This is a genomic window from Mangrovibrevibacter kandeliae (assembly GCF_024519155.1).
Classification (GTDB): domain Bacteria; phylum Pseudomonadota; class Alphaproteobacteria; order Rhizobiales; family Rhizobiaceae; genus Mangrovibrevibacter; species Mangrovibrevibacter kandeliae.
Window position 1 is genome coordinate 256,931 of the sequence record NZ_JANIFJ010000001.1, and the last position, 14,009, is coordinate 270,939.

At 68.0% G+C, this 14,009-nt stretch carries 15 protein-coding genes and 1 tRNA gene; 6 read left to right on the forward strand and 10 right to left on the reverse strand.

The genetic code is table 11. From position 1 onward, the window contains the following. The first annotated feature begins 2 nt into the window (after positions 1 to 2). From NPA30_RS01140 to NPA30_RS01150, 3 genes are all read left to right on the forward strand, one after another. Positions 3 to 79, forward strand: a tRNA-His gene (locus NPA30_RS01140). 148 nt (positions 80 to 227) lie between these two features. Further along, complete coding sequence (locus NPA30_RS01145) at positions 228 to 791, forward strand: hypothetical protein (RefSeq protein ID WP_256800487.1); 564 nt, start codon at positions 228 to 230, stop codon at positions 789 to 791. 25 nt (positions 792 to 816) lie between these two features. After that, positions 817 to 1,113 (forward strand): hypothetical protein, encoded by a 297-nt coding sequence (locus NPA30_RS01150; protein WP_256800488.1) that lies wholly within the window; start codon positions 817 to 819, stop codon positions 1,111 to 1,113. Positions 1,114 to 1,235: 122 nt separating this feature from the next. Here NPA30_RS01150 and xseA read toward each other — a convergent pair whose 3' ends face one another. Further along, positions 1,236 to 2,834 (reverse strand): exodeoxyribonuclease VII large subunit, encoded by a 1,599-nt coding sequence (gene xseA / locus NPA30_RS01155; RefSeq protein ID WP_256800489.1) that lies wholly within the window; start codon positions 2,832 to 2,834, stop codon positions 1,236 to 1,238. A 134-nt stretch (positions 2,835 to 2,968) separates the two neighbouring features. On the opposite strand from xseA, the gene NPA30_RS01160 reads away from it, so the two are divergent. Beyond that, positions 2,969 to 3,787: a pentapeptide repeat-containing protein gene (locus NPA30_RS01160; protein WP_256800490.1), complete on the forward strand. Its 819-nt coding sequence runs from the start codon at positions 2,969 to 2,971 to the stop codon at positions 3,785 to 3,787. Here the strand turns inward: NPA30_RS01160 and NPA30_RS01165 are convergent. Continuing rightward, positions 3,771 to 4,709, reverse strand: coding sequence for a LysR family transcriptional regulator (locus tag NPA30_RS01165; protein ID WP_256800491.1), 939 nt, complete (start codon positions 4,707 to 4,709; stop codon positions 3,771 to 3,773). The genes NPA30_RS01160 and NPA30_RS01165 overlap by 17 nt on opposite strands. 173 nt (positions 4,710 to 4,882) lie before the next feature. Here NPA30_RS01165 and NPA30_RS01170 point away from each other — a divergent pair, with 173 nt between their 5' ends. Next, complete coding sequence (locus tag NPA30_RS01170) at positions 4,883 to 5,158, forward strand: DUF1127 domain-containing protein (protein WP_256800492.1); 276 nt, start codon at positions 4,883 to 4,885, stop codon at positions 5,156 to 5,158. Positions 5,159 to 5,243: 85 nt separating this feature from the next. On the opposite strand, the gene NPA30_RS01175 is transcribed toward NPA30_RS01170, so the two are convergent. The 4 genes from NPA30_RS01175 to NPA30_RS01190 all read right to left on the reverse strand — a co-directional run bounded on the left by NPA30_RS01175 (position 5,244) and on the right by NPA30_RS01190 (position 9,956). After that, entirely contained in the window at positions 5,244 to 6,560 is a 1,317-nt protein-coding gene (locus tag NPA30_RS01175; protein ID WP_256800493.1) for a hemolysin family protein, read from the reverse strand. Between the two features lie 133 nt (positions 6,561 to 6,693). Continuing rightward, positions 6,694 to 7,581 (reverse strand): hypothetical protein, encoded by an 888-nt coding sequence (locus NPA30_RS01180; protein WP_256800494.1) that lies wholly within the window; start codon positions 7,579 to 7,581, stop codon positions 6,694 to 6,696. 114 nt (positions 7,582 to 7,695) lie between these two features. Continuing rightward, positions 7,696 to 9,069: a glutamate--cysteine ligase gene (locus NPA30_RS01185; RefSeq protein WP_256800495.1), complete on the reverse strand. Its 1,374-nt coding sequence runs from the start codon at positions 9,067 to 9,069 to the stop codon at positions 7,696 to 7,698. A gap of 122 nt (positions 9,070 to 9,191) precedes the next feature. Continuing rightward, complete coding sequence (locus NPA30_RS01190) at positions 9,192 to 9,956, reverse strand: 16S rRNA (uracil(1498)-N(3))-methyltransferase (protein ID WP_256800496.1); 765 nt, start codon at positions 9,954 to 9,956, stop codon at positions 9,192 to 9,194. A 103-nt stretch (positions 9,957 to 10,059) separates the two neighbouring features. On the opposite strand from NPA30_RS01190, the gene NPA30_RS01195 reads away from it, so the two are divergent. After that, positions 10,060 to 10,857, forward strand: coding sequence for an SDR family NAD(P)-dependent oxidoreductase (locus NPA30_RS01195; protein WP_256800497.1), 798 nt, complete (start codon positions 10,060 to 10,062; stop codon positions 10,855 to 10,857). A 98-nt stretch (positions 10,858 to 10,955) separates the two neighbouring features. Here NPA30_RS01195 and NPA30_RS01200 read toward each other — a convergent pair whose 3' ends face one another. The 4 genes from NPA30_RS01200 to NPA30_RS01215 form a co-directional block, all read right to left on the reverse strand. Beyond that, the gene (locus tag NPA30_RS01200) at positions 10,956 to 11,135 is read right to left on the reverse strand and encodes a hypothetical protein (RefSeq protein ID WP_256800498.1); all 180 of its coding nucleotides are present in this window, start codon (positions 11,133 to 11,135) and stop codon (positions 10,956 to 10,958) included. 73 nt (positions 11,136 to 11,208) lie between these two features. After that, positions 11,209 to 11,841 carry a LysE family translocator gene (locus NPA30_RS01205; RefSeq protein WP_256800500.1) on the reverse strand — a complete coding sequence of 211 codons (633 nt, stop codon included), beginning with the start codon at positions 11,839 to 11,841 and terminating at the stop codon, positions 11,209 to 11,211. A 61-nt stretch (positions 11,842 to 11,902) separates the two neighbouring features. Continuing rightward, positions 11,903 to 12,580 (reverse strand): LutC/YkgG family protein, encoded by a 678-nt coding sequence (locus tag NPA30_RS01210; RefSeq protein ID WP_256800501.1) that lies wholly within the window; start codon positions 12,578 to 12,580, stop codon positions 11,903 to 11,905. Further along, a complete protein-coding gene (locus NPA30_RS01215; protein ID WP_256800502.1) occupies positions 12,577 to 14,007 on the reverse strand; it encodes a LutB/LldF family L-lactate oxidation iron-sulfur protein in 1,431 nt (476 codons plus the stop codon). Before NPA30_RS01215 ends, NPA30_RS01210 begins: the two co-directional genes overlap by 4 nt. Positions 14,008 to 14,009 lie beyond the last annotated feature (2 nt).

The following is a 14,009-nucleotide window of genomic DNA, read 5'->3' on the forward strand; positions in this document are numbered from 1 at the left end:
CCGCGGTTGTAGCTCAGTTGGTTAGAGCGTTGGATTGTGGCTCCAAAGGTCGGTGGTTCGAATCCACCCAACCGTACCACTCTTTTTCATAGTGATCTCAGAATTTTAGTCGACAAGAGACGCGCTTTCTCGGCCTAGCGCATGTCGCGTTTGTGTTGCGCGCAGTTCCCTTGATTTCCAAGGGGTTCCTGCGACACTCGGCAGCTCCACGCGACATGGAACGCGACATGGTGACGACTGCTGATTTCCTCAATTGGCTCGGTGGTCTGCAGCCCGGTGTGTCGAGTTTTCTTGGGTCTCTCACAGGTGCGCTTGGGGGACTGATCGCCGTCTTGATCGGGGCTCTTTTCAATGCTGCGCTGAACAGGCGCCGCGATGATCGCTTGCGGAAGACCGATGCAACGGCAGTGGCGCTCGCACTGCAGGCAGAACTTTTCACACTACGGGAGACATTCCGGCGCAACACCGAGTCAGCCTCTGATCAGGCCGTCGGTGGTCGACACTTCATCGTAACGACGATAAGCCAAAGCGATCTAATATTCTTTCGGCTTGGAGAGAGGATTACTTTGATAAAGAGCGAGGCGTTAAAAGACGTTGTATCTGCTTATCTTGCTATTGATAATTACTTTCAAGTTATTAGTATAATATCTGGAGGAGATGTAAGACTGGCTTACGGCGGACGGGCTTACTTCCATCTAAGTCCAGGGCAGGTCAGACTTTACGCTGAAGCGACAAAGTCGATGCAGCAATTTTTCGAGACTGCTTTGAACGCACTCAAGCGCCAGCAATAGCGTTTTTCCAGAGGACAATGTGTCCATGATCCGATCAGCCATCCTCGTGGCAGCAGCCATGCTCGCCAGTGCGTCGCTTGCGCAGGCGCAGGAGACGAACATCTCCTTGTCCGTCGAGCGGGTGTCCAAAGATCACGGGCCGATCAAGGCGATAGTGAAAGTCACGAACGACGGGGACTGGACGCCGCGGATGGTCATGGTGGCCTGCGCCTTCCTCGACGCAGCGGGCAAGGCCGTGGATGTCGGCAAGGACTCTTCGTCCAGACTGACGCCAGGCAAGACGGTCTACCAGCAGATCAAGGTTCGGCAGATCCCTCGATGAAGAGCGCGAACTGCTATCTGGATTGTGGCTCCAAAGGTCGGTGGTTCGAATCCACCCAACCGTACCATCCCCACATCGCAAGACTCTGATGCCGTCGACCGGCCTGCGCGTGGGCTGGCCGCTCAGAACAGCGTGCCCTGGTCGACAGGCTCGGCCGGACGTGGCTTCGGCGTACGCCGACGGAGCGGCCTGACGGCGGCGAGCGGCGTGCCGGCATCCGTCGCGACCGCGCTGCGACGCTGATCGTTGGCAAATTCCACCTCGAACGCCATCCCCTCCGTCAGGTCGTCCGCCCGCGTGATCGGCTGGTCCTCCGGTCCGCGGATGATCGCGTAGCCGCGCTGCAGCACCTGGCGCGGGTCGAGGCTCGCCGCCATGCGCGCGGCGCCGGCGAACTCGCCGCGCTTGCGGTCCAGCGCACCGCGCAGCGCCTGCTCGAGCCGATGCGTCAGGTGATCCAGCCGGTGGCGGCCCTGCGCGCTCTGCGCGGCGATCGCCTGCGGCCGGATCTGCGCAGCCGAGCGCTCCAGCCGCTGGCGCTTCAGCGAGAGGAGCGAGCCCATCGCGTGGATCGCATGCGTCTCGGCCTGGCGCAGGTCCGCCCGCTTGTGCCGCACGACGCCTTCCACATTGACCGGCGACAGCCGTGCTGCGACTTCGCCATACCCGCCGCGCTTGACCGAAACGGTCACACGCAGCGCACGGCCGATGCCGCTCGCCGCCTCGTCGAGCCGCCGCCGCGGCAGGGCCAGCAGCATGTCGGGCGACGGCAGGCCGCGGGCGGAAGCCGAGACGGCGCGCCGGTCGCGGTCGAGCTGCCGGCTGATCGCCGCGCCGTTGCGAGCGTGCAGGCTGGCAAGGCTCGCCGCGACCTCGGCTCTCACCGGCACGGCGATCTCGGCGGCGCCGGTCGGGGTCGGCGCGCGCCGGTCGGCGGCATGATCGATGAGCGTCCAGTCGGTCTCGTGCCCGACGGCGGAAATCAGCGGGATCATCGACGCCGCCGCCGCGCGCACCACCGCCTCGTCGTTGAACCCCCAGAGATCCTCGAGGCTGCCGCCACCGCGCGCCACGATCAAGAGCTCAGGCCGCGGCGCCGGGCCGCCGTCTGCGAGCGCATTGAAGCCCTCGATCGCCGCGGCGACTTCCGCGCCGGATCCCTCGCCCTGCACCCGCACCGGCCAGACCAGGAGGTGGACCGGAAAGCGATCCGAGATCCGGTGACAGATGTCGCGGATGACCGCGCCGGTGGGCGAGGTGACGATGCCGATGACCCTCGGCATGTAGGGCAGGGGCCGCTTGCGCTCGGCGGCGAAGAGGCCCTCCGCCTCGAGCTTCAGCCGCCGCTCGTTGAGGAGAGCCATCAGCGCGCCGGCCCCGGCCGGCTGCAGCTCGTCGATGACGATCTGGTACTTCGAAGAGCCCGGGAAGGTGGTGAGACGACCGGTCGCGACGACCTCGAGCCCCTCTTCCGGCTTGAAGGCGAGCTTGGCGAAGCTCGTGCGCCAGACGACGGCCTCCAGCCGCGCGCGGTCGTCCTTCAGCGAGAAATAGGCATGCCCGGAGGCATGGGGGCCGCGATAGCCGGAAATCTCGCCGCGCACGCGCACGTGGCCGAAGGTGTCCTCGACGGTCTTCTTCAGAGCGCCGGAGATCTCCGACACCGAGTACTCGGCGACATTGGAGCCGCTGGCCGGGCGTGATTCGTCGAACAGGGTCATGCGCCGAATCTGGCGATCCCACGGGGGCGGGGTCAAGGCGGAGCCGCAACCAGGCGTCTGCCGCGCACGTGTTTTGACAGCTGCCGCACGGCGCGGGAAGCTGGCGGGGGGCACCATCGGGGAGGAGACGCGCGATGCGGCGATGGAAAGCCTTGCGAGCGGTGGCCGCCGCTGCCGTGCTCGTTGCGGCGCATCCGGCCTGCGGGCAGGACATGTTCAACGGGGTGAACCTCACCTCGCCGCAGATGACCGAGGCCGAGATGAGCCGGGAGGACGTCATCGTCCTCCTGCGCAGCCTGGAGCCCGGCACGATGCCGGACCTGTCGCACAGGCGGCTGAACGGCCTCGATCTCTCCGGCCTCGACTTCACCGGGGCCGACCTGACGGCGGCCTACCTCAACGGCTCGAACCTCAAGGGCGCCATGCTCGACCGCGCCAAGCTCGACCAGGCCTGGGCGTTGAAGGCCGACTTCAGCGATGCGAGCCTCAAGGGGGCGAGCCTCTTCCAGGCCCAGCTGCGCGATGCCAAGCTCGACGGTGCGACGCTCGACAAGGCAAGGCTGGCGGGCGACTTCACCCGGGCCTCGCTGAAGGGCGCCCATCTCGACGGCGCGGACTTTTCGGCCGACATGCGCAACCAGTCGATGGGGATGATGCGCGGCATTCTCGACTCGGCCAAGTTGGCGGATGCCAGCCTCGCCGGCGCCGAGCTGTCGCGCGCTTCGGCCGAATTCGCCGATCTCACCGGCGCCGATCTCACCGGAGCCCGGCTCGTCGCAGCCGAACTCAGCGGCGCCGACTTCGACGGCGCCAAGGTCGAGGGCGCCGACTTCGAGCGGGCCGAGATCCAGTCGGCCAGGCTCGGCGGCATGATCGGCGCGCCGCTGCACCTCGAGACGGCCAGGGGCGTCGCGCGTTCGATGCCGACGCCGGCGACTACCAGGCCGCAGTGAGCTGCGGAGCCCGCACCACCCGCGTCTCCGGTATGCCGGAGGGAGCAGGCTGAACCGCCGGTGGGGCGAGGTTCTGCAGGCTCTCGCGGATGTGGTCGATCAAGGCATCGACGACCGGATTGTCGACGTTGCGCGCCTTCAGGACGGCGATCTCGGTGTCGCGCAGCCGCGGGAAGCCCTCGTACTCGCTGAGGACGCGCATCCCCGGCCGCAGGGCGCATTCGGGCAGCACGCTGACCGCAAGGCCCGACAGCACCGCCGAGGTGACGATCTGCGCCGACCACGAACTGAACAGGACGCGGTACTGGCGGCCGATCGCGTCGAGCGCCTCGCAGCCCTGCTGGCGCCAGGCACAGTCGTTGCGGCCGAGCGCCAGCGGCAGCACCGCCTTGGTGTGGACGTCGTGCGCGGTGGAGGTGACGAAGTGCAGCGGCTCGCGCCGGACGATCTCGCCGCCGGTGATCAGCTCGCAGTTGGACACGAGCGCGACGTCCAGCCGGCCCTTCTCGATATGCTCGGCGAGATTGAGCGAGCGCTCGCAGGCGATTTCGAGCTCGACCAGCGGGTTGGACCGCGTGAAGCGCGCGAGGATCTCCGGCAGGAAGCGTTCGGCATAGTCGTCCGGCAGGCCGATCCGCACATGCCCCTGGATCGCGTCCTCGTCGAAGGCCGAGAGCGTCTCCTGTGACAGAGCCAGGATCTTGCGGGCGTAGCTGAGGAGGCGGTTGCCTTCCTCGGTGATGCGCACCGCACGCCCGTTGCGCTCGAACAGCGTGACGCCGAGTCGCTCCTCGAGCTTGCGCATCTGCATCGACACCGCGGACTGCGTCTTGAAGACCTCGTCGGCCGCGCGCGTGAAGCTGCCGGTATCGACGATGGCGACGAAGCTGCGCAACTGGTCGAGATCGAGCGGAATGGCCATCGCTGTCCCCATCAGATTTGATGATGACGGATATAAGCAACATTCGTTGGACTGATCAATGCCCCGCGCCTAGGTTCCGCATCGTCAGGAACACCTTCGACGCCCCGACCTGCACAGCAATGTGCAGGAACGGGCGTCCTTTTCCCTGATGAACCCAAGCAAAGGACAGATCGATGACCGTCATCGTCAGATTACCCGCCCGGCGCGCGACGCCGCGCATCCAGAGCCTGCAGGTCGCCCTCGCCGCGGCCCGCGCCATCCTGAAGAACCTGCGCAACCGGATGACGGTCGCCCGCCTCGCCGAAATGCCGGACTATCTCCTGTCCGATCTCGGCGTGCGCCGCGACGACGTTCACGACGCGCTGAACCAGACCTGGCACGACGATCCGAGCTTCCGGCTCGCCGTCACCGCCAGCCGTCGTCGCCGCAGCCACGAGATGACGTTTTGATCGACGGCTGGCCTGACCAGAACCCGTCGGCGGCACCTCCCGTCCCCGCGCACGTCTTGCCTTCGAGACTGCGCGGGGCCGGTCCTCAGCTTTGAACAGCAGCCTGCGCGGCGTCCGCCATGCGCAGATCCGAAGCCAGAACCTTGTCGATGCGCCGGCCGTCGAGATCGACGACCTCGAAGCGCCAGTCGCCCCAGGTCAGGCTCTCCCCCACGTCCGGAATGTGCTCGACCCGGTCGAGAATGAAGCCCGCCAGCGTCTCGTAGTCACGCTCGCGCGGCAGACCGACCCCGTCCAGATGCCGCTCCACCTCGTCGATCGGCAGGCCTGCGTCGAGCAGCCACGAACCGTCCTCGCGCTGCACCGCCTCGAACGATTCGCCCGCCTGTTCCGGCAGCGAGCCGGCGATCGCCGCCAGGATGTCGGTCGGCGTCACGATCCCTTCGAACGACCCGTACTCGTCGAGCACGATCGCCATGTGCAGGTTCGACGTGCGGAACCGCTCGAGGAGCTTCAGCGCCGGCATCGTCTCGTTGACGAACAGCGCCTCCCGGGCCGCGGCGGTGAGGTCCACCGTTCCGGTCTGGCGGTACTGCTCCAGAAGATCCTTGGCCTGCACCACGCCGACCACGTCGTCGACGTCCTCGCGGCTGACCGGGAAGCGCGAATGGCCGCTGCGACGGATCTCGTCGAGCACCGCCCCGGCATCGTCCTCGGTGTCGAGCCACACCGTGTCCGGGCGCGGCACCATCAGCGAGCGCACGTTGCGATCGGCGATGCGCAGCACCGCCTCGATCATCTCGCGCTCCTTCTCCTCGAACACGCCGGTCTGCGTGCCCTCGGCGATCATCGCCTTCACCTCCTCCTCGGTAACGGTCGTCCGGCTCTCGGTGTTGCCGCCGAACAGCCGGGTGAGGGCATTGGTCGAGACCCGCAGGATCCAGACGACCGGCGTGCCGATCCGCGCCAGCAGCGCCATCATCGGCGCGACGGCGGCGGCGACGGCCTCGGGACGGGTCAGTGCGAAGCGCTTCGGGACGAGTTCCCCGAGGATCAGCGAAAGGTAGGTGATCACCACCACGACGAGCGCGAAGGCGAGGTTGTCGGCATGGGCACCGACCATCGGGAGCGGCCGCAACTGCTCGGCGAGGGGCTCGGCGAAGGCCGAGGCGCCGAAGGCGCCGGCGAAGATGCCGACGAGGGTGATGCCGACCTGGACGGTGGAGAGGAACTCGGTCGGATCGTCGAGCAGCTTCAGCGCACGCGCGGCGCCGGCGCTCCCTTCCTGCGCCATCTGCTGCAGGCGTCCTCGGCGGGCCGAAACGAGCGCCATTTCGGACATGGCGAAGATGCCGTTCAACAGGAGCAGGAACAGCACGATCAGGGCGTTGACGGTCAGCATCTGGTCTCCGCAGGACGCACGCGGTCGTCCGGCACCTCACATCGCGCGTCATGTGTTCGCGCCCGCACAATATCGTGCCGGCGGACGCAATACCAAGGTCGTGCCCGACTTCTTTCCGACAGGCGGAGCGAGGTCAGCGCGGGCGGGCCTTGACCTGCGGAAAGCGCTCGAACAGCCGCGTCATCTCGCCGAGGTAGTCTTCGCGCATCCGCTCGCCCGACTGCAGGAGGTCGGCGAACAGCGCACCGGCAACGTCCTGTGGCGCCCCCGGCGCCGCAGTCTCGCCGCTCGGTGCCGGCTCCGGTGCCCGGTCTGGCTCGGCTTCGGCGGGCTGGGCCTCGGGTTCGGCAGCGGTGAAGAAGGGCGAGAACGGGTTGGGAAACGGCGGCATGTCCGGCGCGTCCGCCCGGTCCGGGGGCGGGGCTCCCGCAGGCTTCCCCGCGCGCATGGCGTTCGCGAACATCTGCTGGAAGGCCTCCGGCGAGAAGGGCGCAGGCGCTGCAGCCGAGGATGGCCGCTGCAGCGCCTCGATCGCGTTGGCGCTCCGGCGCAGCATCTCGGCCGTGGCCGCGCCGAAGTCTCCCGCGGCGAGACCGGCCGGGGCCTGCTTCAGGGCCTCGGATGCAGCGGCCTGTGCCATCGCCTGCGTGGCCAGAACCGCAAAGGGCGCCATCAGAGCACGCACCGCCTCCGGCGCAACGCCGCTCGCCGCACTCGCCTGCCGCGCCACTGCCTCGGCAAGGCCCTTCGAGCCGAAGAAGCTCGCGGCAAGATCGTCGCGACTGCCAGGCCCGCCGGACGTCGGCAGCCACGGAAACGCAGGCACGCCGGCGGCGGGCTTGGCCGCCATGCGACTGAGGCCGAAGGGGTCGGCCATCAGCCGCTTGATGCCGAGGTCGAAGGCCGGCGCCAGTGCCGCCGCCGTCTCGCGCATTTCCTCGGCGCTGAGGCCGAAGAGCTTCGCCCACTCCCGCGCTGCCGCTTCGAAGGCCGCGGCCGTTCGATCCCGTCCGTCGCTCATGTTCGCGTTCCTCCCGATCCGGAAGATTAACGCAAAGCGCGCCGAAGGATAGCGGCAGGGTCACGGGCGAAGCGGTCGGCGGTTGGACAGCTCTCCTGCGCGCGGAAGGCGGCGTCAGTAGGTCACGTGCCGGAACACGGCGGCCATCTGCCGGTCCCACTGCTCCTCGTAGAGCCGCACGAGTTCTTCGCCCGAGGTGGTGCCGCGCGCGACGACCTCTTCCAGCGGCGCCAGGAAAAAGCTTTCGTCGTTGCCGTCCTCGTTGAGGCGGTTGCGTGCGATGAGGCCCTGGCGCGCGAGCTTCACCGTCTGCCGCGCGATGTCGAGCACGGTACCGTCGCGGAACGGCGCCCGGAAGCCAAGCCGCGGCACGGCGCTGCGCATCGCGTCCACTTCGGCGAAGCTCCAGTCGGCGGTCATCGCCGCGACCGCGTCGAGCGTCGCCTCGTCGTAGAGGAGGCCGACCCAGTAGGCCGGCAGGGCACAGATGCGGCGCCACGGGCCCCCGTCGGCGCCGCGCATCTCGAGGAAGCGCTTCAGCCGGACGTCGGGAAAGACCGTCGACAGGTGGTTCGTCCAGTCTCCCATGTTGGGCACGGCATCCGGCACCTTGCCGACGAGCGCGCCATCCATGAACTGGCGGAAGGTGACGGTGGTGGCGTCGTGGTAGCGTCCGTCGCGCATCACGAAATACATCGGCACGTCGAGGGCCCACTCGACATAGTCCCGATAGCCGAACTCCTCCTCGAAGACGAAGGGAAGGAGCCCGGAGCGCTGGTTGTCGACGTCGGTCCACACCTCCGAGCGCCAGGAGACGAGCCCGTTCGGCCTGCCGTCGGTGAAAGGGGAGTGGGCGAACAGCGCCGAGGCGACCGGCTGCAGGCGCATCCCGACCTGCATCTTGCGGCGCATGTCGGCCTCGGACGAGAAGTCGAGATTGACCTGGATGGTGGTCGTGCGATCCATCATGTCGAGGCCGCGCGTGCCGACCTTCGGCATGTAGCCGCGCATGATGTCGTAGCGCGACTTCGGCATCTTCGGCGTCTCGGCGAGCGTCCAGGACGGGCTCGAGCCGATGCCGAGAAAGCCGATGCCGAGCTTTTCGCCGACGGCGCGGACCTGCGCGAGATGGGCGTTCGATTCGCGGCAGGTCGCGTGGATCGTCTCGAGCGGGGCGCCCGACAGTTCGAACTGGCCGCCCGGCTCCAGCGAGATCGCGCCCTCGCCGGAATGGCCGGCGAGACCGATGATGCGGCCATCGTCGGTGATGGGGTCCCAGCCGTTGAGTTCGCGCATGCCCTCCAGCAGCGCGCGGATCCCGCGCTCGCCCTCGTACGGCACCGGGGAGAGGTCGGCCGTATAGAAGCCGAACTTCTCGTGCTCGGTGCCGATGCGAAATTCGGAAGCCGGCTTCTCGCCGCCGCGGATATGCCCGACGAGATCCTCGATCGAAGCGATCGGCGTCAGATCGGTGGTGTCGCGCGCCATGACGGTCCTCTCTACGGCGAGCGGCCTGTCCTCAGGCGGCGTCGTTCGGGTTCGGGACGGCTGTCTCGCTTCTTTCGCGACGAGCCGCAAGGCTTTTCAGATCGAGGTCTGGCGGCGGCCGTTCAAGTCACCGTGGGCGTGCCAGGGGGTGTCCAGTCGCCGACCGCCGCCTGGAGCACCGCGAGCGCGGCGACGGCCGCCGTGTCGGCCCTGATGATCCGGGGTCCGAGCGACATCACCGTGACGAAGGGCAGGGCCCGCAGCATCGCCCGCTCGTCCTGTGAAAATCCGCCCTCGGGTCCGACCAGAAGGGCGTCTGCGCCGGGCGCCTCCTGCCGCAGAATCTCGATCGGGCTCGCGGCGTCCTCGCGCTCGTCGCAGAAGACGAGTCGCCGGCCGTCGTCCCAGCCCTCGACGACGTCGGCGAGGCGGACGATCTCGCGACACTCGGGCAGGGTCAGGATGCCGCACTGCTCGGCCGCCTCGATCGCGTTGGCGCGCATCCGATCGATGTTCACCTTCGGCGCCTGGACGTGCTGGGTCAGCACCGGCTGCAGGACGCCGGCGCCCATCTCGACGGCCTTCTGGACCATGTAGTCGAGCCGCGCGTGCTTCAGCGGTGCGAACAGATAGGTGAGGCGGGGCGGCGGGGTCTGCGGGCGGGTCTGCCGGCGCGGCACGAGGTCGAGCTTCTTCTTGGCCGGCTTGGCGAGCCCGGCGCGCCACTCGCCGTCGCGCCCGTTGAAGATCAGGATCTCGTCCGCCTCGCCGAGCCGCAGGACGTTGAGGAGATAGTTCGCCTGCACCGGCTCGGCCGCGATGGCCGAGCCCTCGGCGATCGCGGCATCAACGAAGAGTCTCGGGCTTTTGAAATCGTGGTCGGGCATCGATCCGGCGGGTCGCGCGTTCAGAGGGGCGAAAAGCGCGGGCAACCTAGGCCGCCCGGCCACCGGCCCGCAACCGCATCGACTGAATCCTGAAGGGCACGACATGGACCTCGGCATCAAGGGCAGGGTCGCGATCATCACCGGCGCGACGGACGGCATGGGCTTCGAGACGGCGCGCATCCTCGCCGCCGAAGGCGTGAAGCTCGTGCTCAGCGACAAGACCATCGACCAGCTGGAGAAGGACGCAGCCGCGCTTCCCGGCGACGTCGTCTGCGTGAAGGCGGACGTCACCGACGAGGCCGACGTGACGGCCCTCGTCGCCGCCGCCGTCCAGCGCTTCGGCACGGTCGACATCGTCGTCCACACCGCAGGCGTCACCGGCGCCAAGGGCGACCCGCTGGAGCTGCCGGATTCCGACTATGAAGAGGCCTGGCAGATCGACTTCATGTCGGCCGTGCGCATGGCGCGGGCCGCCATCCCGCTGATGCGCAGGTCTGGCTGGGGCCGCTTCGTCTGCATCACCTCAGAGAACGCGGTGCAGCCCTACTGGGAGGAAGCCGTCTACAACGTCGCCAAGGCGGCGCTCGCAGCCTTCGTCAAGAACCTCTCCTACAAGGAGGCCGAGCACGGCGTGCTGTGCAATACGGTGGCGCCAGCCTTCATCGAGACCAAGATGACCGATGGGATGATGGAGAGGCGCTCGAAGGAAATGGGCGTGTCCTTCGACGAGGCGGTGGAGAGCTTCCTTGAGGAAGAGCGCCCGGGCATCGCGCTGAAGCGGCGGGGCAAGGCCGAGGAGGCCGCGGCGGCGATCGCGTTCATGGTGTCGGAGCGTGCGTCCTTCATCAACGGCTCGAACCTGCGCGTCGATGGCGGCTCGGTGCAGGCGGTGCAGAACTGATGCCTCGCCGAGGCTCCGGCAGCCCGGTGTCTCGGAAGACGAGGCGGATCTGACCGCCGATGCGGAGAGGGCGCCGTCCGGCGCCCTCGGTTTTTCGATCAGTTGTTGGGGCCGTCCACGCGCGACGGCTCGACCGGGTCTGAGGCGGGAAAGGTGTCGTCCAGAGCTTCGTCGAGCTCTTCCTGCTCGGTCAGCGGCCGCTCCTGGTTGCCCGGCGAGGGCTTGTCGTCGATCCCCTTCGGCATCTGCGGCGCGCGGTTGTCGTTCTGGTTGCTCATCGAACTCTCCTTGCGGATTGAAAACGCTTTGTCCCGTCAAACGGATGGCTCGAAGGGCCGTTCCCTTGGCGCGTCACGCGCGTCGCGCAAGGGCTGAGGCGAGTCCCGCCCCGATCAGGAAGGAGGCGCCGAAGCGGCTCGCTCGCCGCAGGAGCTTCGGCCTGCCGATCAGGCCCCGCGCGCGGGCCGCAGCGACGGCATAGGCCCAGGAATTGACGATGCCGAGCCCAACGAACACGGCGACGAGCGTTGCCGCCTGCGGCGCGAACGGGCGAGTGTGGTCGATGAACTGCGGCACGAAGGCAACGAAGAAGATGATGCTCTTCGGGTTGAAGAGGGTGACGAGGAACGCATCGCGGAACACCCGGCGGCTCGACGCCTGCTGGTCGAGACCGGTTGCCGCCACGAGGTCGGACATCGGCGCGCGCCACATTCGGATGCCCATATAGATGAGGTAGGCCGCCCCGAGGAGCTTCAGTACGGTGAAGGCGGTGGCGGAGGCGGCCAGCAACGTGCCGACCCCCATCAGCGAGATCGACGCGGCCACCACGTCGCCGAGGCCGACGCCGAAGACGCTTGCCAGCGCTACGCGTCGACCGTGGGTCAGCGCCTGCGAGACGACCATCACGATGGTCGGGCCCGGACTGATCAGAAGGGCGAGGCTCGCGATGGCGAAGGTCAGAATGGTGTCGAGATGAACGGGCATGGCGCGGCTCCCGGTTTGGTCCTGCGACCAAGCCAGCCTCGCAGGCGCCTGTCCACCGCTTTCAGTCGCCGATCAGGATCACGTGCAGCGCGCGCGGTCCGTGCGCGCCGAGGAGCAGCGTCTGCTCGATGTCGGCCGAGCGCGACGGGCCGGTGACGAAATTCACCGAGCGCGGCATCAAGCCCTTGCCGAAGCGCGCGCGCAGCCTCGGCCAGAGCGCCTCCATGTCGCCCACGACGTCGTCGGCATGGACGAGGACGATGTGGTTCTCCGGCAGGAAGTTGAGGCTCGTCGGATTGTCCGCGCCCGAGAGCAGCATCAGCGTGCCGGTCTCGGCAATGCCGCCGTCGGCGTGCGACAGCCCGTTGAGGTCGTCGCCCGAGCTCGCGCCGTGGCTCAGCTGCAGCGCCGTCGCGGAAAAGTCGAGCGCGGCGAGCCGCGGGTCCGCGCCGAGCCTGAGCGTCGCCGGCAGGTTGGCTGCCCGCAGCCACTCGGCCACCGCCTCCGGCACGCCGTCATAGCCGGCGATGCGGGTCACGCTCGCGCTGGCCCTTCCCGCCATGGTGCAGAACAGCTCGAGCAGTTCGGCCCGCGGCCGTTGCCCGCGTGCAGGGATCACGCCCGCCGGTGCCTCGGCGAGACGCATCGCGACCACCTCGCGCCGTGCCTCGTCGTGCACGCGCCCACCGATGGCGTGGCGCACGCGCGAGAGGATCGCGTCCCGGCTGGAGGCGGTCATACCAGGTCCTCCCCGCCGTTCGTCTCGGCCCATTGCTGCATGAACGTCCGGCCTTCGGGCGCCGGGAGATCGCGCCATTGCGTCCAGCCCTCGGCAAGCGGCAGGCTGGCGAAGCGGCGCCTGCTTCCGGCCAGGCGCGACAGGAGCGGCACGACGAAGGAGGTCGCGAGCCGGTAGAGCCGGGGGCGGGTCGCGAAGAAGGCCCAGACGCCAAGGCCCCAGCGCTGGGCGCGGGGCTGGAGGTGGCTCTCGAACTCCTTCTCCCGCCAGTGCCGCATCAGCTTGGGCAGCGGGATCTTCATCGGGCAGACGCTCTCGCAGCGCCCGCAGAAGGTGGAGGCGTTGGGCAGATGTCCGGCCTTGTCGACGCCGATCAGCGAGGGTGTCAGCACCGCTCCCATCGGGCCGGGATAGACCCAGCCATAGGAATGGCCGCCGACGGCATGATAGACCGGGCAGTGGTTCATGCAGGCGCCGCAGCGGATGCAGCGCAGCATCTCCTCGAACTCGGTGCCGAGCATGTTGGACCGGCCATTGTCGAGGAGGACGACGTGGTACTCCTCCGGCCCGTCCGGGTCGTCGCTGCGTCTCGGCCCGGTGGAGAGCGTCGTATAGACGCTCATCTCCTGGCCGGTCGCCGAGCGGGCGAGGACGCGCAGGATCTGCGAGAGGTCCTCAAGCGTCGGCACGATCTTCTCGATCGAGGCGAGCACCACATGACACTTGCCGAGCAGCTGCGTGAGATCGCCATTGCCCTCGTTGGTGACGATCACCGACGTCCCGGTCTCCGCGACGAGAAAATTGGCGCCGGTGATGCCGATGTCGGCCTTGCCATAGGCCTGGCGCAGCATCTGCCTAGCCTCGGCGAGGAGCAGCACCGGCTCGGTCAGGTCGCGGTCGGGCGCCAGATCGACGTGCACGCGGCGGAAGTCGGCCTCCACCTGATCGCGGTTGACGTGGACGGCGGGCGCGATGATGTGGCTCGGATGCTCGCCGCGCAGCTGGATGATGTACTCGCCGAGGTCGGTCTCGATCGGCGTGATGCCGTTCTCCTCCAGGAAGGCGTTGAGGCCGATCTCCTCCGAGATCATGGTCTTGCCCTTGGTGACGGTCTTCGCGTTCCGTCGGCGCGCGATGTCGAGCACGATCCGCCGCGCATGGTCGGCGTCCTCGGCCCAATGCACCGTGCCACCGGCTGCCTCGACCGCTTTGGCATAGGTCTCGAGATAGAGGTCGAGATGCTTCAGGACGTGCGTCTTGATCGCAACGGCCCGGTCGCGCAGCGCGTCGAACTCGGGCAGCGCATCGACCGCCATCTGCCGCTTCTCGATGAAGCCCTTCTCGACATGGCCGAGCGCCCGCTGCAGGTCGACGTCTGCGAGCGCCTTGACGCCGTTGGCCTTGAAGGTGTGCGAGGTGATCTGCATCG